The following is a 20,529-nucleotide window of genomic DNA, read 5'->3' on the forward strand; positions in this document are numbered from 1 at the left end:
CTTTATCATCTCCACACCGCTAAACATTTATCGCTTACAAGAATTCGTCTGCGCCGCCAGACAACATAATTTCTCCCGCGTCAGCCATACGTCGTGCAATGGCCAGCACTTCTTTTTGAGCGGCTTCAACGTCCGAAACTTTCACTGGTGGCATAGCTTCTAAGTCATCACGCATAAGCTCTGCCGCACGTTTGGACATATTCTTGAATATTTTCTCTCGCAAATCTTCATCGGCACCTTTAAGCGCACGTTGCAACACATCTTGAGGTACATCGCGCAAGAGTTTTTGAATGCCTTGATCGTCCACCTCGATGAGGTTCTCAAACACAAACATCAGATCTTCGATAGACGTGGCCAAGTCCTCGTCTTGATCTCGAATTTGGTCCATCAGCACACCTTCCATGCTGTTGTCCATGTAGTTCATAATTTCGGCTGCGGCTTTCAAACCACCAATTTTTGCTGCCTGTGAACCAGCTTGACCGGCAAACTGTTTCTCCATGATTTCGTTTAACTCAGCCAAAGCCGAAGGCTGTACTTCTTCTAAATTGGCGATACGCATCATTAAGTCCAGCCTGTCACGCTCTGCAAACTGAGTGAGTATTTCAGCTGACTGATCGGCTTCAAGGTAGGAAAGTACTATGGTTTGGATCTGAGGGTGCTCATTAATGATGATATTGGCAACTTGGCGTGGGTCCATCCATTTCAGCGAATCCAGACCTTTTGAGCCTGTGCCCAACAATATCTGGTCAACTAAATTATTCGCCTTATCTTCACCTAATGCAGCCACCAAGGTGTTACGCATGAAGTCTTCACTGCCCATACCAATGTTGGTGTATTTCTGGATATCTTCAAGAAACGCACGGTGAACCGCACTCACCTTGTCTTGGCTTAAATCCGCAGCTCGTGCCATGGCACTACCCACTCGCTGAACCTGTTTCGGCTCTAAGTGGCGTACAATTCCAGCAGCATCTTCTTCGTTTAAACTAAGCAATAATATTGCGGCGCGCTCTTCTCCGGGAATATCGGAAATATCGACCTCAGCACCTTGCTCAGCAATGTCACCACCCTCTTGTTGAGGGACAATATCATCAGGCATCTTCCATCCAATTCTTCACAACTTGTGCCGATAGTTCAGGCTCGTTAGCCACCAACGCCCGTACCGCTTTCAGCACATCTTCATCTTTGTTCAAGTTCGGTAAATCAATACCAGAGCCAAATTCAAATAGTTCGCTGGTATCAATATCACCACCAATTAAGCTGGTTTCTCCATCACTGCCAATTGGCATACCATCCGGCCCATACATGGAATCTTCCTCTTCTTGAGCCGCTGGGTTGAGCAGTTTCTTCAACGCTGGGCGCACTAGCACTAAAATCACAACAATAATGACCAGCGCACTTGCTCCCCAGCGTATCCAGTCGTTAAATGATGGATGCTCCCAAACCGGTACGTCAGCCAGAGTTTCAATTTCAGGCTTGGCAAATTGCATACTTAGCACATTGAGCAAATCACCACGCTTCGCGTCAAAGCCTACAGCGCCAATCAATACCTGACGAATCGCGTTAAGCTGGCTCTCCGGTATTGGCGTATAGGTGGTTTCTCCTGTTTCGGGGTTGACGACCGCTTTATCTTTAATCGCTACCGCGACTGTTTGCCTTGTCACCACACCTGTTTGCTTACGCTCGTGGCTAATCGTGGTGTCCAACTCAAAATTTCGCGTCGCTTCTTTATGTGACGAACCTTGACCGAGCATAGAACCGTCTTTCATTTGTGCGACATCCTGAGGGATTGACGCATCAGCCGGAGGTTGGTTACTCAATGCTCCCGGAACACCCGCAACCACATTACTATTATTATAGTCCTCCAGCGTATATTCACTGCGTGTTGAAGGGGTATTAGGATCAAATCGTTTTTGGGTTTGTTCTATGGTGCTAAAGTCGAGCTGAACATCAACTTGGGCGGTGTAATTGCCAAGGCCTAGGATAGGAATAAGTACCGAATCAATTTTTTCTAGTAGCTGCTGCTCCTGCTTGCGCTCAATCTCTTGCTCTTTTCTACGAGCAGTGGACGCTGCATCTTGTGAACCAGAACTTAACAACCGGCCATATTGATCAGTTACGGTAACGCGAGTCGGTTTCATTCCGGGGACGGCGCTGGCGACCATATCCACTACCGAGTCTATTTCTTCCTGATCTAAACTGGCTCCTGTTCTAAGCGTTAGAAATACGGAGGCGGACGCTTCTTGGTTGTGCCTGACAAAAACGCTTTGCTTGGGAAGTGCGAGTAACACTCGCGCCTTATTGACTTGACTAAGCTGTTCAATGGCTTTTGATAGCTGGCGTTCTCGGCTTAACTTCAACCTTTCCAACTCAAGCCGCTGTGACACACCAAAACCCATGTCCTGCATCAAAATATCATCACCAGCTTGCGAGCCTTGATTCAGACCCGCTCTCACCATATCCAGCTTCATGCTGCCATATTCCGAAGCGGGGACTAAGATGGTGTTCCCTTCTAACTTGTAGTCCGTTTTTTGCTGGTCAAGATAATCGAGAACTTTAATCAACTCCTCGGTTTCATAAGTGCCCAGTGGACGCATGTCTGGTTCTCTGACCCAGAAAAACAACATGACAATAAGTGCAACACAGATAGATATGGATAAGACTAAAACCACTTGTCGAAGTAAGTCTAAATCGCCCACTGCCATATCAAACTTGGAAGAGCTCTTTTCACCTGCATCAGGGTTCTGCGTCGAGGTATCCATATCGGCACCCGCATCCGCCATCAATGCACCACTGTCTGAACCCATATCCGATACAGCAAGATCGGTTGAATGATTATCGTCCGCCACAATTCATCCCTAAATTTACACTGGCATGTTCATCAGCTCTTTATAAGCTTCGACAAGCTTATTACGCACCTGAATGGTCGCTTCAAAAGCCACACTGGACTTATTACGAGCGATCATGACGTCTGACAGGGAAACGTTCTCATCACCGCGATCAAAACGAGTTTGAAGATCACCAGAGGTTTTTTGTAAGCCGTTCACGGTTTGAATCGCTTTGCTGAGCATATCACCAAAGTCTGAGCTGACAGTATGGCCAGTTGCAGCAGGCTTGGTGTTGGCCGCTTCCAACATCATCGTCTGCATATCGCCTTGAATCTCTCCAACATTCATATCTGCTCCTGCTGTCAACTCTCTGACATTTCGTCCATTTATTCCTAATAAAGCAAGTAATATGCCATGCAAATATTCCCTACTAACAACTGGCTAGGCCAGAGCTAACCTGGAATGTCTATACCTGCATCGCGCATTCTGGCGAGCTTATAGCGCAGCGTTCTGGGGCTAATGCCTAACCGCTCCGCCATATCTTTCCGTCTGCCGCCACACTCGGTTAAGGTCTCGAGAATAATGGCAAATTCTTGGTCTCTAAGCTCACCGCCTAAGCAATACGAACTTGGAGAATTTTCTACGCTCGCTATTGCCTCGGCAGCAACTGGAGCAACGTTAGGAACAACGGCATCACCTGTTTGGACAACATGCTGTAAACTGCTAGCATCTTGCCAATCTACCCCTTCCAGCAAAATATGCTCACCCATGATGGTATTGTTGTCACTTAAAATAAGGGCTCGCTGCACCACGTTATCAAGCTCACGTACATTGCCGGGCCATTGGTAACTCTTTAACTTTTCAACCGCTTGTGCACTAACTTTTGGCACTGGCATGCCCAGTTTTTTGCAATTTCGCTCAACGAGGTGCAAGGACAAGGGTTCAATGTCATTTTTTCTGTCACACAGGGCTGGCCAAGCAATTGGGAAAACATTTAGGCGGTAATATAAATCTTCACGGAAATTGCCTTCTTGAACATATTGTTTCAGGTCCCGGTTGCTGGTCGCTAACACACGAACATCTAACTTAATGCTCTTGCGACTGCCCAGCCGTTCTACTTCCCTTTCTTGTAAGACCCGCAGTAGCTTAGCTTGTAGGTTAAGGTCCATTTCACTGATTTCATCGAGAAGAATCGTGCCACCTTGCGCCTGTTCAAATTTACCAGGGCATGCTTGTACGGCCCCCGTAAAGGCCCCCTTTTCATATCCAAATAGCGTCGCTTCCAACATATTGTCTGGGATAGCGGCGCAGTTAATCGCCACGAAAGGCCCGTCTTTTCGATTAGAAGCATTGTGGATATAACGAGACATGACTTCTTTACCCGAGCCACTTGGCCCTAATACCATCACGTTAGCATCGGTTTTCGCGACTTTGTCTGCTAATGCGAGCAACTTAATGCTCTTGTCATCAGCCACCACCGCATCGCCGTTATCCTCTGATTTTACTGGGGCGTATCGGCTTACCATATTGAGCAACACTTCTGGCGCAAAGGGTTTAGCCATATAGTCGATGGCTCCTTCTTTCATTGCCGACACCGCATCTTCAATGTTGGCGTACGCAGTCATCAATAAAACCGGTAGATTTGGCCAATGCTGCTTAATATTACGCAGCAACGCTAATCCGCCCATCCCTGCCATTTGTACATCTGACACAACGATATCCACGCTGTTGGTCTTTAACTTCACAATCGCATCTTCGGCACAATCGGCTTCCAACCACTCATAACCTGCCAGAGCAAGGGTATCCACAAGGGCTTCACGTAAACCTTCGTCATCTTCAACGATCAATACTTTGCTTTGGGCCATTATTCTTCTCCAATGTTCGGATGGTTGTTGCTTGGTTTCTCTCGGTTAAGAGGTAAACACATGGTGAAACACGCACCTTCACCTTGCTCTGATACGAGTTCTAACCGACCATCGTGGGCTCGACAAACCATCTGAACCACCGCTAGACCAAGACCAGTACCTTGAGAGCGCGTGGTAAAAAATGGTTCTAAGATTTTGCTTTGTAAGTGTTTGGCTACGCCAGGGCCATTGTCCTGGACAGAAATTTTGAGTTCGCTATTCACAGGGCGGAAAAAGACGTCAATTTGCGACTGTTTTCCCGCGATTTGGATAGCGTTTAAGACTAGATTGCTCAACGCCGATGCGATGGCATTAGGATTGCCTAGCAAAGTGGTGTCTTCTTGTTCAACTTCTAACGCAAAGTCGATCGCATTACTTTTCAATGCCGTTTCGACCATAGGGGTAAACTCATTGACCAGCTCTTTTAAGCAGAAGTGCTGTACCACTTTGTTATCGCCACCTTTGGCGAATAGCAGCATGTCATTGACTTGCTTTTCTAAATCTTTCAACCGATCGACCAATTTACCCTGAAAACGTTGTTTGGTCGCGTTTGGTAAATTGGCAGCGGTAAGGTTGGATGCGTAAAGCAAGGCACTCGAAAGCGGCGTACGAACTTGATGCGCTAAAGACGCGACCATTCTTCCTAATGAAGAAAGGCGTTGTAAATCACTGACTCGGGATTGAAGCAATCGAGTTTCGGTTAAGTCGGTAACCAGTATCAGCTGACCCGTTACAGATGCAGAAATCGCTAAGCGAACTTTCCTGCCATTGCGCAGAGAAATCTCATGGCCATCATCTTCGCGTGGGGCGAAAGCACATTGAATCACCGTCAGCCACTTTTCGCCCATCAATGGGACTTCAAGAATGCGCTCCGCTTCTGGGTTTACTTCGCGCACAATCCCTTGCGTATCCAATAAAATGACACCGGCAGGCATTACATCTAACACCTGCTTGTAGCGCTCGACTTGTTCTTGCAAAGAACCAAGGTGAGACTGACTTTCCGTTGTCTGTGCTAATTCCATGTCATCATTTCGTCAATGAATAGATAAACACCGGAGCTGCAAAAAGCAGGCCACAGTATTTATCCATTTATTTCATGATGTTAATGGACAGACAAAATTTTGACCCTAGATTTTTGACGTTTGTATCGGAACGCGAAGTCCAACATTTAAGCCAGCTCAATCTTACTGTAATCGAGGGTATTCTCTTTGGGTGACGACTGTATCCGCATGACTTCACGCCTTTTAAAACGCAAAATATAAATAAAGCAGGCAAAAAATAACCCAATGACAAGCGCCCCAACCCACTGAATTTGCAAAAAGTTCAGCTTAAACAGTAAAGTCAGAAGTGACAGTGAGACTATGTTAAACAAGACATAAGGCACCTTACCTAAGCGCGTAATCGTAATGTTTAAGTTGTCGGTATAAAGGCGAACCAGAGAATCCAAAGAGTTGATAACAAACAAGATACCTACTGTAATCATAGCGATATTGTAGATACCCGTCGCGTTGAGATCATGCAGGTGGTAATAGTACAAAATGGCAAACCAAACAGCGATTGGAATAGATGGGAATACCAACATGGCGATAAATAGTTGCCACGTTTTTAGCCCGCCAACAAACCGTGACGTAAATTGACCAATCATCAAGCTCCATGAAAACCACCAAAGTAGATAAAAGGCATGGTTATCGTTCATTGGCAAGATAAAATGGTTAATGTGGGTAAAATAGCCGCCTATTAGTGACAGCGTCTGGAAAAACTCTTCCGTTCCCCCTTGATGGCCGAAAGCGCTGATCCACATAAATGCAATCAACGCGATAAATAACCAAGTGGAGCCTAAACTAAGGTATTTGACGTAACGCAGGCTGGTACTGGAGTAGACAGAGATTGCGATAGCGATAAATACAATCAGATAGAAGGTCGGGATGATGGTTTTGCCATCACCAATCTCTGGCATATACCAAGGGAGATTGGCTAGCAGCAAATAAGCCGTAAACGCACAAGTGCCTATGATAACGACATTGTTTATCCACTTGATGATGGGTATCTCGAAAAACTTTACCTTCGGCTCAATGATACAAAAATAAAAGCAAGTCAAAAAATAAAAACCCCAGATCAAAAAACCCCAAAATCCAAATTCAATCGCTAACGGGTTGGTAAAGCCATATTCAGGGTGCGAGACAAGGTTTGCGTAGCTACCAAACTCGGTCAGTGGAAACATAATCAGGCCGACATCCAGCCCAGAGGTGAAGAGTATGGTGATAAAAGTGAAGGTCCTCGCTGGCGTAACACCGATACAGGTGAGATTTCCCCAACGCAGCAGAATAAACACAATAGCAGTAAACGTGAAAATAAGACCAAGACTCAGCCATAAGTTCATGGTTATTTCTCCTTGTAACCGAACTTAAATCGGAACAAAGCTTAATGAATTTCAGATCGCTTATCTGGAAATCAGTAAACCTTGTAATAAAAGCCTCTAGACTAGTTCCAGAGGCAAAAATAAAGCCGAGATTAACTCTCGGCTACTAAAGTAGATCGCTGGCTCTCTGACCAGACAGTTGACGTGGACACTTCCACATTATGTAACGGGGGTAAAGGGGGTTGATTCAAGATCATATCTGCGGCTTTTTCTGCCAGCATAATGGTGGGGGCATTGAGGTTTCCGTTAGTAATCGTTGGGAAAATAGATGAATCAACCACTCGTAAATTCGCGATCCCATGTACCCGAGTTTCAGGGTCCACCACTGACATCTCGTCGGTTCCCATCTTGCATGAACAACTTGGGTGATAAGCACTCTCTACCGTTTCGCGGACAAAAGCATCTATTTGCTCGTCAGTTCGTACTTGTTCGCCCGGTTGGATTTCATCTCCGCGGTATTCATCAAACGCTTTTTGTTCAATAATTTCACGAGTTAAGCGGACGCATTGCCTAAAACCTTCAATATCATCTTGGTGCTGCAAATAGTTGAATTGAATTTTAGGTGCTTGATGAGGATCAGAACTCACAACATGGACAAATCCACGACTTTTCGGTTTATTGTGACCAATATGAACTTGGAAACCGTGACCGTCGAAAGCACTGCGTCCATCATAACGCATAGCGGCGGGCAAAAAGTGATATTGTAGATCAGGCCACTCTACTCCTGCTTTGGAGCGAATAAAGCCACAAGATTCGAAATGGTTAGTAGCCCCCAGACCTTTTTTAAATAGTGCCCAATTCAGACCAATTTTAAACTTATTCCAAGGGTCGAGCTTTCCATTGAGGGTGATCTTCTGTTTGCATTTGTACTGGAAGTAAAATTCAAGATGATCTTGTAAGTTTTCCCCAACACCAGGTAACTCATGTTCAATCGGGATTCCCGCCTTTTTTAGTACTTCTGGATGCCCAATTCCTGATAACTGTAACAAATGTGGCGAACCAATGGAGCCCGCGCTAAGGATCACTTCTCGAGCGCAGTTCAATGTATGCTTTTCACCCTCTTTTTCATATACGATACCGACTGCTTTCTTGTCTTCTAGCAATACTTTATGAACCAAAGCATGCGTAATAATCGTAAGATTTGGGCGACTCTTAATAGGTTTTAGATAGGCATTTGCGGTCGACCAACGACGTCCTTGATGGACCGTCATATGCATAGCGCCAAATCCCTCTTGGCGACGACCATTATAATCTTCGGTTTTAAAGTATCCCGCCTGTTCACCAGCATCGATAAAAGTCTGGTAAAGAGGGTTCTTCATTTGGTTGCCATTATTGACCTTCAAAGGCCCCTCACTTCCGCGATAGTCGTCACCACCATGAAACCAAGTTTCGGCCTTTTTAAAATACGGTAAGCAATGGGCATATCCCCAACCTTTCGCACCGTGCTGCTCCCATTCATCAAAATCCTTTGCATGACCTCTTACATAGACCATGCCGTTAATCGACGATGAACCACCCAAAACTTTTCCTCTTGGGCAATGCATGCGGCGATGATTGAGATAAGGCTCAGGCTCGGAGTGAAACTGCCAAGCGTATTTGCTGCTGTTCATAGGAATAGAGAGTGCGGTAGGCATTTGGATAAATATGCTTTTATCGCTACCGCCCGTTTCTAACAGCACCACTTTATTCTCTGGGTTAGCAGTTAAGCGATTGGCTAAGACACACCCAGCAGAGCCCGCACCAACGATAATATAATCAGGCGTCATGATTGATCCTAAAACGGGCTTTCTAGAGGGTTGAGTCCAACATACACAGATTTAGTCTGCGTATAGGCTTGCAAAGTTTCCATGCCATTTTCTCGCCCAATACCAGAGAGCTTGTAACCTCCGACTGGCATTTCTGCTGGCGATGCGCCGTAAGCATTAATCCAACAAATCCCAGCTTGGAGCTGATGAATCACACGGTGTGCCGTTTGGATGTTTTGGGTAAACACACCCGCGGCTAAGCCATAATCGGTATTGTTTGCTCGTTCAATGACTTCTTGTTCGTCGGAAAAGGTTAGCAAGCACATGACCGGACCAAATATCTCTTCGCGAACAATTTTCATCTGATCGCGACAATCTGCGAACACCGTTGGCGCAACAAAATAGCCGTGGGGTGCGCTGTGTGGCTGTATTGCTTCACCACCCGTTAGCAAAGAAGCACCCTCTTCAAGCCCTGAACGAATGTAATCAAGGACTAACTGGTGATGCTTTTTAGAAATAAGCGCGCCAAAATTCACCTTAGGATCCATAGGGTCACCAGCGATGATGTTATTTTCAATGCGCTCAAGTAAACGCTTTACAAACACCGGGTAAACATCTTGATGGACAAAGACGCGAGTCGCATTAGTGCAAATCTCGCCTTGAGTGTAAAAGTTACCTAACATGGCCGCCGAAACTGCTTGTTCGATATCGGCATCATCAAAGATGATCAGTGGCGATTTCCCACCGAGCTCCATCGTAACCGATTTAAGGCTACTTGCCGATGCTTGCATGACTTTCTTTCCGGTTGACACTTCACCGGTAAAGGATACTTTTGCAATCTCTGGATTGTGAGTAAGCCATTGACCGACATTCGCATCACCTTGAACAACGTTGAACACGCCATCAGGCAAACCTGCTTGGGTAAAAATTTCAGCTAGCTTAATCGCGCCAAGCGGCGTTTCTTCAGAAGGCTTAAATATCATCGCATTACCGCAAGCAAGAGCCGGGGCTGACTTCCAGCAAGCTATTTGTAAAGGATAATTCCAAGCTCCGATACCGGCACAAATACCCAATGGCTCTTTACGTGTATAGTAAAAATCACCCGCTAAATCTTGCTGTGTTCCCTCAATACTCGGGGCCAAACCTGCAAAAAATTCAATGGAATCTGCGCCTGTCACTACATCGACAACGGATGCCTCTTGCCAAGGTTTCCCTGTATCTAAAACCTCTATTTTAGCCAGTTCATCATTATGCTCGCGAAGCAGCTGCACCGCTTTATTAAGAACTCTTTGGCGTTCCATACCACTCATTGCCGACCATTTGGCAAAACCTTGCTTGGCACTTTGAATAGCAGCGTTTTGAATAAACTCATCCGCCACTTCAACTTGATAAATGACTTCTGCCGTAGCCGGGTTAATCACTTCAAAAACTTCGCCAGACTGGTTACTAAGAGGTTGACCATGAACATAATTTTTATAGCGTTGCATGAATGACCCTATCAATTCATAAAATGAACTCATTCTATGCTAGCACTTATAAACATTCAAATATGACACTCTTATTTTCAAAACTGAAAATAAAAAACCAATAGAAAGTGATCTATTCCAAGAATCCAAACCGCGACTGACAAAATGGATCAAATATCCCTTGCCTCCGCTCAATATGAATACCGTAGTATATTCGGGTTATGTCAAAATGCAGGAACCAGAGCTTGTGGAGGAAATGTGACCGGCCAAATACATAGAAATGAAATCGACCAACACACCCTCAAGTTGATCGTTGGGATAATCGCTGTGTCTTTACCTGCAATCGTAAGTTATTTCTCAGGAAATCCGCCGATAGCCTCAATAAGTGAAGCTTATCAACGTGGAGGGATTAGCCGTGATATTTTTGTTGGTTGCCTGTTTGCTATCTCTGCGTTTTTACTCTCGTACAACGGATACTCGCACGTTGAATCGGTACTAAGCAAACTGGCTGGCATCAGTGCCCTTGGCATCGCTATTTTCCCCTGTGACTGTAATGTAGGCGGAGAAACACTGCCTTATGTTCACTATGTTTCTGCTACTATCATGTTCGTAATCTTGGCCTATTTCTGTATATCCTTCTACAAACGGGCCTCAAGCAAACATACGTATCAAGCCAAAGTGCGCGCCTTCATCTATGCGGCTTGTTCGTTAGGAATAATCGCTTCGCTCATTGCGCTGGCTATCAATGGGCTAATCGACAAACCCAGTCATCCAGAAAAATTTTCTCGATTTGTATTTTGCTGGGAAACCATTGGATTAATGTCATTTGGTATCGCCTGGCTAGTTGCAAGTCGAAAGCTGCCTATTATCACTGCGCCCAACGAACGCCTATCACTTATTTAGAGCTTGTTGTGGCCAGACGATGGCAATATCACAGATGTCGCGACATGTCGTTTATTCCATACCCTATTGCGTCTACTATTTCGCACAAAGGATTTTTCAGATAACAGGGGCTTAGGGATGAAAAACATGGTTCAGGGCATGCAAATGCTATTTGTCGCGTTTGGTGCATTGGTGCTAGTCCCTTTATTAACCGGGCTTGATCCTAGCGTGGCATTGTTCGGTGCGGGTGTGGGGACATTGTTATTCCAACTGGTGACTCGCCGTTCAGTGCCCATTTTTTTGGCTTCGTCGTTCGCCTTCATCGCGCCAATTATGTATGGCGTGCAAGCTTGGGGCGTGCCCGCTACGCTTGGTGGCCTAATGGCTGCAGGCGCAATGTACGTATTACTCGGCGTGCTCATAAAAATTCGCGGCAATGAGTTTATTCATAACCTGCTTCCTCCCGTTGTTGTCGGCCCTGTTATTATTGTCATTGGTCTTGGTTTAGCTCCGGTTGCCGTCAACATGGCTTTAGGCAAAACGGGCGATGGTGGCACCCAGCTCATTGATACCAATCTCGCCATGTTAATTTCCTGCCTTTCACTGCTTGCCACCATCATTTTTAGCGTGTTTTCAAAAGGCTTTTTTAAACTCATCCCAATTCTCGGTGGAATTGTCGTTGGCTACGTCACCAGCTTATTTACTGGCGTGGTGGACTTCTCAGCGCTAGCGACTGCGCCATGGTTTGCACTACCAAATTTCACCTTTCCCGAGTTTAACCTCAATGCCATCTTATTTATGATTCCCGTCGCTATTGCCCCAGCCGTTGAACATGTTGGAGACATCTTGGCGATTTCTAATGTTACGGGGAAAGACTATCTCAAAAAACCAGGCCTACATCGAACCATCTCAGGAGATGGCATTGCGACCATGGCAGCAACCATGGTCGGCGCACCACCCAATACCACCTATAGTGAAGTCACTGGAGCGGTAATGCTGACAAAAGCATTCAACCCCATCGTCATGACTTGGGCTGCAGTGACTGCCATCATACTGGCACTCGTCGGTAAGCTAGGCGCGTTGCTGCAGACCATCCCAGTCCCCGTCATGGGTGGTATCATGATCTTATTGTTTGGCTCCATAGCGACAGTTGGATTAAACACCTTGATTAGAAACCAGGTTGACCTACACCAGTCTAGAAACTTGGTCATCGTAGCCGTCACACTGGTTTTTGGTATTGGTGGCATGGCTTTCGGCATTGGTGATTTCAGTCTGCAAGGCGTAAGCCTTGCCGGTATCGTCGCTATCATACTCAACCTTGTATTGCCCAAAGATATAGGGGAAAGTCACATCGTTGATAACGCACAAATGGAAAAGGACCCTGACCAGAAATAAAACCAATACACTAGTTAATCAGTGTCTGTCCGATGACAATAAGGTTTGGTCGCTTTTGTCCTTAAAACGGCCAAATTTTGGCAGTGAGATCAGACTGGGAGGTACTCTAAAAACCATTGGTTGCATTTAAGCCAGTTAATGGCGCTTTCCTTCATAACATTCATAAAACTTTATTGCTTACCTGCTTTTTATTATGTAAACAGATGCATTATGTCGAACAGAAAACAAACAGGCTAGTGAGATAAGATATCATGTGTAATGTATTGGCAGAGCTACAATCTAACCCATTGAAGTTTTTGAGCAAAAATAAATGCATAAACTTATTTAGTTCATATCATCCCATTGAGTCAAAAATTGAGGGCCTCAAATTAACCAAAGGTGGAACGAGTACGGAGCCGAATTTTTGTTTGATGAAAGGCGGAAAAGTAAAGACGATCACAACACCGATGCGAAAAGGGTACGACGATAAAATAGAACGAACCAAAACCTTTACTCCTGGTATTGCTGACATTTGGATTACTCCACCTTTAACTGGGTGTTATTTGAGTATTGTGAAAAAAGGACACAAATACTCAATGGTACACCTCCAACCATTTCAAACAGGATATTCATGTCTCAACTCAATGTTAGACGTCACACAGCCGATCTTGGGTAACATTGCGCACACCAATTTAATATCACAGCTGATCGATGGGATGATAGAAGTCAAATCTAAAAAGGGGTTCACAAAAACAATCATTGGCGTATCTGAAAACAATTCTTGGAAATTTTACGAACAAGAAACGAAAAACAGCGGATCAAGTCAAATAACATCCAAAGCTTTAGATTGGGAGATTATAAATCAGTAGGTTTGGACAGAAATTAGATAGCTAGCGTCTAGCTAATCACGCCTTTGACGCCACAAAGCGATCAAACTTATTTGTAAATCGACGATATCATTGTGACTTTCGTAATTTTAGAATCACTGAAGGTAAAGCGATTCCTTTGTTGACGATATATACACCTATCGCGGTTACAACAAAACCAACCACAGCGGTTAAACTGAAGGGTTCACCAAATAATAAATGGGCCTCTAGCGCCGTCACCACTGGCACCAAATAAAATAGTGACGTGACTTTTTCTGTATCGCCACATCGAATCAGATAGAGCAGCAGCAATACCGCGACAACTGACACCATAATCACCAGCCAAGCCATGGTTAGAACAAACGTTGGATTCCAAGTAATAGTTTGATTTTCAAATAAAAATGAGGCTGGCGCAAACACTATCAGCGCACCCAAATATTGCCAAGTGGTCGCCGAAATTAAATCAAACTCACTACAGTGCTTTTTTTGATATAACGTGCCGCAAGTGATCCCTAGCAAAGCTGCAATAATAAATGCTAATCCAGCCCCCCAATGAATATTGCCCGTAAAAGAGATATTGCCTTGCAGGACTAAATAGACGCCGAACAAGCCTAAATACAAGCCGAGGTACTGTAGTTTATTGAGTGTCTTTTTGTAGAGCACAGATTGTATCACTGCCGTCAGTATGGGTTGCAAACCCACTATCAATGCCGCTAAGCCCGCTGGAAAGCCATACCAGATTGCATAGTAAACGCCTCCTAAATACAACCCATGCACTAACATGCCCACCCATATGGATTTTAACTTTTGTGAACGCGTCGTCAGGCCACGGCCAAACAGGCTAATCAAAAACATAAATATCACTAGGTTAATGAGTACTCGTAAAGATAGAAACGTTGCAGGAGGTGCATACGGCAGCCCATATTTTGCACCGACAAACCCGGTACTCCAAAGCAACACAAATAGCATAGGAGATAATCGACGAAGCATAGCTACTTCCTTTATTGATAAATTTAGGGCAATGTACTTGGGTACAATTTAAGAGAAAAGATACAGAAAGTGCCATTTAAATGGGTACAGTTAAAATCAAGATTCGTTTAGTAAGGCGGGAGGAGTGATGACCAAATACCAACAAGTGGCTGACTACGTACTGTCCCTTGCTAACAACATGCAAGTGTCTGACGGTGATAAAGTCCCATCTTTAAGAAGTGTTAGTCGATCTCTAAAACTAAGCCTCAATACGGTGATTCACGGCTATGAATTACTTGAAGCTTCCGGCCACATTAAATCTGAACCTCGCTCAGGGTATCGTTTTTGTATTGCTCCCAAATTATCTTTCAAAGAGCCAGCCCCCAGCGAAGTAAACCTTTACTCTCTTAGCTTGGATGGCATGGAAGAAGCCGCAAACCAATCCCTTTTGCCTCTAGGATCGGCTCACCCATGTGTTGATTTTCCTGCCATCAAAAGCTTGTATGCAGAGATCGGTCGAGTCAGCCGATATCAGGGACTACAAACTAGCCACTACCAGCTTCCTCCAGGTAACCTAGCACTACGTAAGCAAATCGCTATCAATGCTGCATCCTATGGGCATCATATCTCGGTTGAACATACTTACATCACATATGGCGCTCAACACGCAATTTCTTGTGCGTTGGAGGTATTGTGTAAACCCGGTGACATCGTCGCTGTAGACTCACCTTGCTACTTTGGCAATCTCTTGCTGCTAGAGTCACTAGGCTTGAAAGTGTTAGAAATACCAAGTCACCCAATATCAGGAATGGACTTAGATTCGCTTTCCCAAGCGTTAAAGAAATGGCCCATCAGTGCCCTACTTATCAATCCTAGCTTTACTAACCCCTCTGGCGCGTTTATGCCAATAGAAAACCGCATTGAATTGCTTAAATTAACTGGGAGCATACCCATCATAGAAGACGATGTATCTGGGGAGTTAGCGTTCGATGGAAAAATGTGCAGCTTGCATTCTTTGGATGAGCAAGGACGAGTGGTGTATTGCGGCTCGTTTTCCAAATCGTTGGACTCTAGACTAAGGTTGGGCTGGCTAGTCTCCCGCCTATACAACGAACAAATTCGTCGGCACATGTTGGTCCGCCACCTCGGTGGTAACAATCTACATCAACAGGCCGTCGCCAACTTTATGGCATCAGGCCAGTACAAAAAACATATAAGCAAAATACGTCGAGCATATCGTACTCGCCAAGCTAGTCTTCTAGAAGCACTAAGTGAAAACTTAGGATCTAATGTGGATATAACTAGGTCCAGAGGTGGATTTTTATCCTGGCTCCAACTGCCCAAACACCTTGATGCTTTCGAGCTCTATCAAAACGCAAAGAGCGCAGGAGTGAGTGTGTTTCCTGGTCGCCTGTTTAGTACCACTCAACATTACCAGCATTTTGTAAGGCTAAACTATGCCCACTACATTAATTCTAACGCTTTTGTTCATGGAATAAAGACACTGAGTGATCTTATACTCGAGCAACGCATCTCGAAGTAACTCAGAGTTAGCCAACAGAGTTAATAGATCTTATCTATAAACTTATTCATTGATATTTAATTCCATATGTACACAATCCCACACCTCATATATTCATATGAAATGTTAATTATATTGGGAAGCTAGGAACAGCTATTAAATGGATATCAACGAATACAAGTTAATCATTAATAACCTGCAGAAGTTTGACAGCGGAAAAATAAACCTTAAAGCGTACGTGGTTTTTACCATATGCTTACTGGAAAACCACCTCAAGGAGAGTGAGTGTAAGTACTTAATAGACCTTTACGTAAAAAACTCTAACTCTGTATTAACTAGTCAGTTATCAAAAATCTTTAAAGAAAGCGACAAAACCATATACTTTAAGACCACGCTCAAGAGTGGACAAAAAGACTTGAATCAGAAGTTAAATTGCGCACGGGATTTCTTTAAACATAGAAAAACGAAGGCATCAAAAATCATCTCATTAGATAGACAGTCAAGGCGCTATTTTGAATCTCAACTGTCTATGTCTTATATCGAGTCCTGCTCTCTTCCAGTTTTACAGCTGCTAACGATATGCCATAACTTCTGTAACAAGGGGATTGATGATTTAAATAAGAATAAAGACTTTATTGACCAGCATAGCAGTGACGTACTCTCTGGCCTCAACGATGTGTCCGGGTTGATGAATATTCTGCACGAAAAAAAAATGCTAACCAAAAAGATGACGGACAATATCGACTTATCCTTAAACCAAGAGCTTTTTCCTAATAAGGTAAAGTCGAGAAGCGTCAATAATGTTTTATCTCGCAACGAAGCAGAGGCATTTGTTGGCAGATATATCCTGAATTATGCCCATTTATTCTCTAAAGAGTTTGAAAGCATGCAACAAGGTTCGCACAGACTTTTCGAGACGCACAAGAATAGAGACTACAAAAAAGATATTGTGGTAAGCAAAAAGGGTGACTTTTTTGGTAATCCTTTGATTACTAAATTTTATCCTGGACTAAATGATGTGTGCTCTACGCCGTCTGGACTTATCTATAGTCGCCATCGTGGACTAATGAAGTCGACCGATCGAGTATATTACGATGAACTTTCTGATGAACCTATGTGGAACCGAGGACCGGATCGGTTTCAATTTAACTCTTCTGAGATGAGATTGCACAAAAGTGGCTTTGAGTATCCCACCGCAGGTTATTCAGGAACATGCTTTAAAATCTTCTCAATGATGAAAGCAACCCTTGAAGAGCAACGTAAAACGACCAAATCTGCCTATTTTTCCAAAAATTTCATTCGCTGCGTCAACACATTTTTTGCGTCTGTATACGTAAAGCATGGCTATCATTCCTATTATGAAATGTTCGAGCCGTACAGAGAGTTCCAGTTTAATCAAGCAATGGATAAACTAGGTTACACATATGATATGCAAAGACGTGACAAGAATATATTCTTCGATTTTCCGCTAAAACTTCTTATTAGCTGTATAAAAAAAGAGGCGAGTTACTTTCTTTATCTGGTTAGTAATAAAAAATTGCTAGAGAGCGTAAAAAGCAGGCCTTATCAAGAAAAAACTGCTTTGCTCAAAGACAATAATTACCTCTATACAGGGTTAAATAAAACTATCCACGGCAGCATGAATAGCAAGGTTGGACCTGATTTTCATCGAAAGCTAAATGATATTAGAGAGAACGAAAAATCATTGAGAACACAGGGCTATATATTTATCGATTGTTATCTAATCAAGCCAGTTGTTCATGCAATACATCATCATTTGAACAAGCTAGGCACCAAATCAAGAAAGATGGCTATCAATATCATGTCCATTCTTTTAAAAAGTGAATACAAACATGATTACTTCAACGAAAAAATAACAAACTATAAAGATCTAGAAATAATCATAACGCCATTTTCGGAGATTTTACTGAAGCAACAAAAAGTATTAACCAATACGTTAAGAGATATTTTTTCTGAGAATTGGTATAATAGCAAACTGTCTCACCCAACATTTGCTTCAAAAATAGAAGAAAGCAGTAAAATATTGTTCAATAAAAACATTAAGAACTTCCAATTGAATAAAAGCCATTATCTGTATAAATCACTACAATCTGGCTATCAAAGTATCTTGTTCGCTTATTTACATTGGATTGAAGATTTTTTGTATAAAATATAAAAATTTCACATTTTAAAGGCCCTGAAAAGGGCCTGAATCTAGAAACAGCGATGCTGTCATCAGTTTGAAGAACCTTTACAACTTAAAGAAAGATAGTTGCAGCTTTTGTTTCTCAGCCAGCTTAGATAGTTGCGCACTTGCTGCAGCACTCTGGCTGATACCCGACACGTTTTCATGCACCAAATTTGAGATATTGGATACATTTCGATTAATATCTTGAGTCACTTGAGATTGCTCTTCTGCAGCTGTGGCCACCTGAGCGTTTGAATCGGTGATATTAGTGACAGCGTCATTGATATTGCTTAATACATCGTTCATCTGGCTAGATAGCGCATTATTTTGAGCCAGTCGCTCTAAACTCTCTTGCATCCCATCATTGGCAAGGCCAGCTTGCACTTGTAAACCGTCAATCACTGTTTGGATTTCTACCGTAGATTCTTGCGCCTGAGAGGCTAGCGTACGGACTTCATTGGCGACCACAGCAAACCCACGGCCATATTCACCAGCTCGTGCAGCTTCAATTGCGGCATTCAAAGCCAGTAAGTTTGTTTGCTCTGATACACCCTTAATGACTTCTACAGCTTGATTAATTTCTTCAGATCGTTCCTTTAGCTGAACAATAATTTGAGCCGCCTTATTGATCGCGATGGATACTTTTTCACTGGCTTTACTATTTTCATCGAAGATGGCACGTCCGGAGTTCGCCAACGCGTCGGTATCTCGCGCGATAGAGTCAGCTTGAACGGCGTTGTCACTGACATTGTTTGCTGTACATGCCAATTCATTCACTGCCGAAGCTACCTGCTCAATTTCCACCAGTTCTTGTTGAGCATTCTGCTCTGATTGCTGCATTGCTCCCATGAGTTGGTTGGATGCTGAAGCCACTTCATCGGTGATAACGATGAGTTGCTCGACCGTGTTGTGAAGGCGATCTGCGGTTGTGTTGATATCTCCAGCCAGCATACCTAGCTCGTTATTCCCATCAAGCTGTGCACGAATGGATAAGTGGCCATTAGCAAGTCTGCGCATCACCTGTTGAAGATGTTGAATAGGGGTAACGATATAACCAGCAATATACCACGCAATCACTAGCGCTACGATCAACACAGAACTAATGACAATCAAAGCCTTTGTTCGGACATCTCTGCCCTCACTTGCCGTCTGAGCAACCGCGTTATCTGAAAAAGTACTGACCTTCTTAGACAATTGTTGCAACTGGTTAACCATAGCATTGCCCGCCAATCTATAGTTGGAGACAAACTGCTGATACTCTTGCTCTGAAATTTGCCCCTTTTCATGACCACTAAAAATGTGACTCGCACGCTGTGAGAATTGGTAGTAACTATCCACCCTTTTCCTAACCTCATTAACATCAGTTGCAAAGGTCTTACGACCAGCCATATCATCTAGAATGCTATGTACTTTTTCCATTACGCTGTCCAGCTGATCGACAAACGCTTGACGTCGTGAGGCATCATATATTGCGTATACTGCGTTGATACGCAAAGGATAAATTAAGTCATCGACTTCAGCTAATGCATCTTTATAATACATCAATGAGTTACTGTTCGTTTCAACTTTAATTTGTTGTTTTTCAAGAGCATTTTCAGTCATCCAAAGTGCAACAAGTAGCGCTATTGCCGTAATCGCAACGGGAACCAGTATCTGTTTACGAATAGATAAACTCTTAAGTGATGTACGCACGTCTCTGCCTCAACTAAACATGCCTCAGGCTTACATTCTGATGGCTTATTGTTCAAAGAGCGGCAATACTAGGCGATGAAAACATTCATGTAAATGATAATTAAGTCAGTTAAAATTAATAATGAAAATGCAAGCGTAAGTTGAGATACTCAGTGTTAGATTAATCACATAAACAATAAAAACTCGCTTGTGCGATACTGGCTAGATCGTTGGCAGACAGTTCAATTTCCACGCCCCTTCTTCCAGCGCTTACGTGTATGGTGTCATATTGCAGCGCAGATTCATGAATGAAAGTGGGCAATCGTTTTTTCTGGCCCAGTGGGCTAATGCCTCCCACTACATACCCTGTTATTTTTTGCGCAATATCTGGGTTTGCCATTTCAGCTTTCTTTTTTCCTGCCGCTTTTGCAGCAAACTTCAAATTGAGTTTACAGTTTACTGGAATCACAGCAACAGCAAGTTCTTTCTCCTTGCCATCAGTGGAATACAGCAAAGTCTTAAACACGGTGTTGGCATCCAAACCAAGTCGCTGCACCGCTTCCAAACCGTAGCTCTCTGATCTTGGATCATGGTCATATTGATGGATGGTATGAGGTATTTTTTTCTTTTTGGCTAAATTTATTGCGGGCGTCATTGTACTGTCCTAATCGTCACCTACCGAAACAAAGCTCCATACA

Annotated in this window: 16 protein-coding genes; 5 read left to right on the forward strand and 11 right to left on the reverse strand. The window is 43.7% G+C overall.

Annotated features, from left to right (window positions below):
* Positions 1-34: 34 nt before the first annotated feature.
* The 8 genes from fliG to betB all read right to left on the reverse strand — a co-directional run bounded on the left by fliG (position 35) and on the right by betB (position 10,380).
* Entirely contained in the window at positions 35-1,096 is a 1,062-nt protein-coding gene (gene fliG / locus M9194_RS10670; RefSeq protein ID WP_250612627.1) for a flagellar motor switch protein FliG, read from the reverse strand.
* Positions 1,089-2,846, reverse strand: a complete 1,758-nt coding sequence (fliF, locus tag M9194_RS10675; protein ID WP_250612628.1) for a flagellar basal-body MS-ring/collar protein FliF — start codon at positions 2,844-2,846, stop codon at positions 1,089-1,091. The genes fliG and fliF overlap by 8 nt, the downstream gene beginning before the upstream one ends.
* A 15-nt stretch (positions 2,847-2,861) precedes the next feature.
* A complete protein-coding gene (gene fliE, locus M9194_RS10680) occupies positions 2,862-3,173 on the reverse strand; it encodes a flagellar hook-basal body complex protein FliE (protein WP_250612629.1) in 312 nt (103 codons plus the stop codon).
* A gap of 104 nt (positions 3,174-3,277) precedes the next feature.
* Complete coding sequence (locus M9194_RS10685) at positions 3,278-4,690, reverse strand: sigma-54-dependent transcriptional regulator (RefSeq protein WP_250612630.1); 1,413 nt, start codon at positions 4,688-4,690, stop codon at positions 3,278-3,280.
* Positions 4,690-5,751, reverse strand: a complete 1,062-nt coding sequence (locus tag M9194_RS10690; RefSeq protein WP_250612631.1) for a sensor histidine kinase — start codon at positions 5,749-5,751, stop codon at positions 4,690-4,692. The genes M9194_RS10685 and M9194_RS10690 overlap by 1 nt, the downstream gene beginning before the upstream one ends.
* 146 nt (positions 5,752-5,897) lie before the next feature.
* Entirely contained in the window at positions 5,898-7,109 is a 1,212-nt protein-coding gene (locus M9194_RS10695; protein ID WP_250612632.1) for a BCCT family transporter, read from the reverse strand.
* Positions 7,110-7,240: 131 nt separating this feature from the next.
* The gene (gene betA, locus M9194_RS10700; protein WP_250612633.1) at positions 7,241-8,914 is read right to left on the reverse strand and encodes a choline dehydrogenase; all 1,674 of its coding nucleotides are present in this window, start codon (positions 8,912-8,914) and stop codon (positions 7,241-7,243) included.
* A gap of 8 nt (positions 8,915-8,922) precedes the next feature.
* Complete coding sequence (gene betB / locus M9194_RS10705; protein WP_250612634.1) at positions 8,923-10,380, reverse strand: betaine-aldehyde dehydrogenase; 1,458 nt, start codon at positions 10,378-10,380, stop codon at positions 8,923-8,925.
* Positions 10,381-10,617: 237 nt separating this feature from the next.
* Here betB and M9194_RS10710 point away from each other — a divergent pair, with 237 nt between their 5' ends.
* The 3 genes from M9194_RS10710 (at position 10,618) to M9194_RS10720 (ending at position 13,484) form a co-directional block, all read left to right on the forward strand.
* Positions 10,618-11,262 carry a DUF998 domain-containing protein gene (locus M9194_RS10710; RefSeq protein ID WP_250612635.1) on the forward strand — a complete coding sequence of 215 codons (645 nt, stop codon included), beginning with the start codon at positions 10,618-10,620 and terminating at the stop codon, positions 11,260-11,262.
* 117 nt (positions 11,263-11,379) lie between these two features.
* Positions 11,380-12,636 (forward strand): uracil-xanthine permease family protein, encoded by a 1,257-nt coding sequence (locus M9194_RS10715; RefSeq protein WP_250612636.1) that lies wholly within the window; start codon positions 11,380-11,382, stop codon positions 12,634-12,636.
* A 263-nt stretch (positions 12,637-12,899) separates the two neighbouring features.
* On the forward strand, positions 12,900-13,484 hold the full coding sequence (locus tag M9194_RS10720; protein WP_250612637.1) for a hypothetical protein: 585 nt from the start codon (positions 12,900-12,902) through the stop codon (positions 13,482-13,484).
* An 87-nt stretch (positions 13,485-13,571) separates the two neighbouring features.
* On the opposite strand, the gene M9194_RS10725 is transcribed toward M9194_RS10720, so the two are convergent.
* The gene (locus tag M9194_RS10725; RefSeq protein WP_250612638.1) at positions 13,572-14,471 is read right to left on the reverse strand and encodes a DMT family transporter; all 900 of its coding nucleotides are present in this window, start codon (positions 14,469-14,471) and stop codon (positions 13,572-13,574) included.
* A 127-nt stretch (positions 14,472-14,598) separates the two neighbouring features.
* Here M9194_RS10725 and M9194_RS10730 point away from each other — a divergent pair, with 127 nt between their 5' ends.
* Positions 14,599-15,993: an aminotransferase-like domain-containing protein gene (locus M9194_RS10730; RefSeq protein ID WP_250612639.1), complete on the forward strand. Its 1,395-nt coding sequence runs from the start codon at positions 14,599-14,601 to the stop codon at positions 15,991-15,993.
* A 139-nt stretch (positions 15,994-16,132) separates the two neighbouring features.
* Positions 16,133-18,148, forward strand: a complete 2,016-nt coding sequence (locus M9194_RS10735; RefSeq protein ID WP_250612640.1) for a hypothetical protein — start codon at positions 16,133-16,135, stop codon at positions 18,146-18,148.
* Positions 18,149-18,223: 75 nt separating this feature from the next.
* Here the strand turns inward: M9194_RS10735 and M9194_RS10740 are convergent, their stop codons facing one another.
* Positions 18,224-19,852 (reverse strand): methyl-accepting chemotaxis protein, encoded by a 1,629-nt coding sequence (locus tag M9194_RS10740; RefSeq protein WP_250612641.1) that lies wholly within the window; start codon positions 19,850-19,852, stop codon positions 18,224-18,226.
* A gap of 160 nt (positions 19,853-20,012) precedes the next feature.
* On the reverse strand, positions 20,013-20,486 hold the full coding sequence (gene ybaK, locus M9194_RS10745) for a Cys-tRNA(Pro) deacylase (RefSeq protein ID WP_250612642.1): 474 nt from the start codon (positions 20,484-20,486) through the stop codon (positions 20,013-20,015).
* Positions 20,487-20,529: the final 43 nt, after the last annotated feature.

This window comes from Vibrio sinus (assembly GCF_023634645.1).
GTDB classification, from domain to species: domain Bacteria; phylum Pseudomonadota; class Gammaproteobacteria; order Enterobacterales; family Vibrionaceae; genus Vibrio; species Vibrio sinus.

Excerpts from the sequence above, each read along its gene's own strand:
- ybaK (WP_250612642.1), bottom strand. The coding sequence starts at position 20,486 with ATGACGCCCGCAATAAATTTAGCCAAAAAGAAAAAAATACCTCATACC.
- M9194_RS10715 (WP_250612636.1), top strand. The coding sequence starts at position 11,380 with ATGAAAAACATGGTTCAGGGCATGCAAATGCTATTTGTCGCGTTTGGT.
- M9194_RS10725 (WP_250612638.1), bottom strand. The coding sequence starts at position 14,471 with ATGCTTCGTCGATTATCTCCTATGCTATTTGTGTTGCTTTGGAGTACC.
- M9194_RS10695 (WP_250612632.1), bottom strand. The coding sequence starts at position 7,109 with ATGAACTTATGGCTGAGTCTTGGTCTTATTTTCACGTTTACTGCTATT.
- fliG (WP_250612627.1), bottom strand. The coding sequence starts at position 1,096 with ATGCCTGATGATATTGTCCCTCAACAAGAGGGTGGTGACATTGCTGAG.
- betB (WP_250612634.1), bottom strand. The coding sequence starts at position 10,380 with ATGCAACGCTATAAAAATTATGTTCATGGTCAACCTCTTAGTAACCAG.
- M9194_RS10735 (WP_250612640.1), top strand. The coding sequence starts at position 16,133 with ATGGATATCAACGAATACAAGTTAATCATTAATAACCTGCAGAAGTTT.
- betA (WP_250612633.1), bottom strand. The coding sequence starts at position 8,914 with ATGACGCCTGATTATATTATCGTTGGTGCGGGCTCTGCTGGGTGTGTC.
- M9194_RS10690 (WP_250612631.1), bottom strand. The coding sequence starts at position 5,751 with ATGGAATTAGCACAGACAACGGAAAGTCAGTCTCACCTTGGTTCTTTG.
- M9194_RS10685 (WP_250612630.1), bottom strand. The coding sequence starts at position 4,690 with ATGGCCCAAAGCAAAGTATTGATCGTTGAAGATGACGAAGGTTTACGT.
- fliE (WP_250612629.1), bottom strand. The coding sequence starts at position 3,173 with ATGAATGTTGGAGAGATTCAAGGCGATATGCAGACGATGATGTTGGAA.
- M9194_RS10730 (WP_250612639.1), top strand. The coding sequence starts at position 14,599 with ATGACCAAATACCAACAAGTGGCTGACTACGTACTGTCCCTTGCTAAC.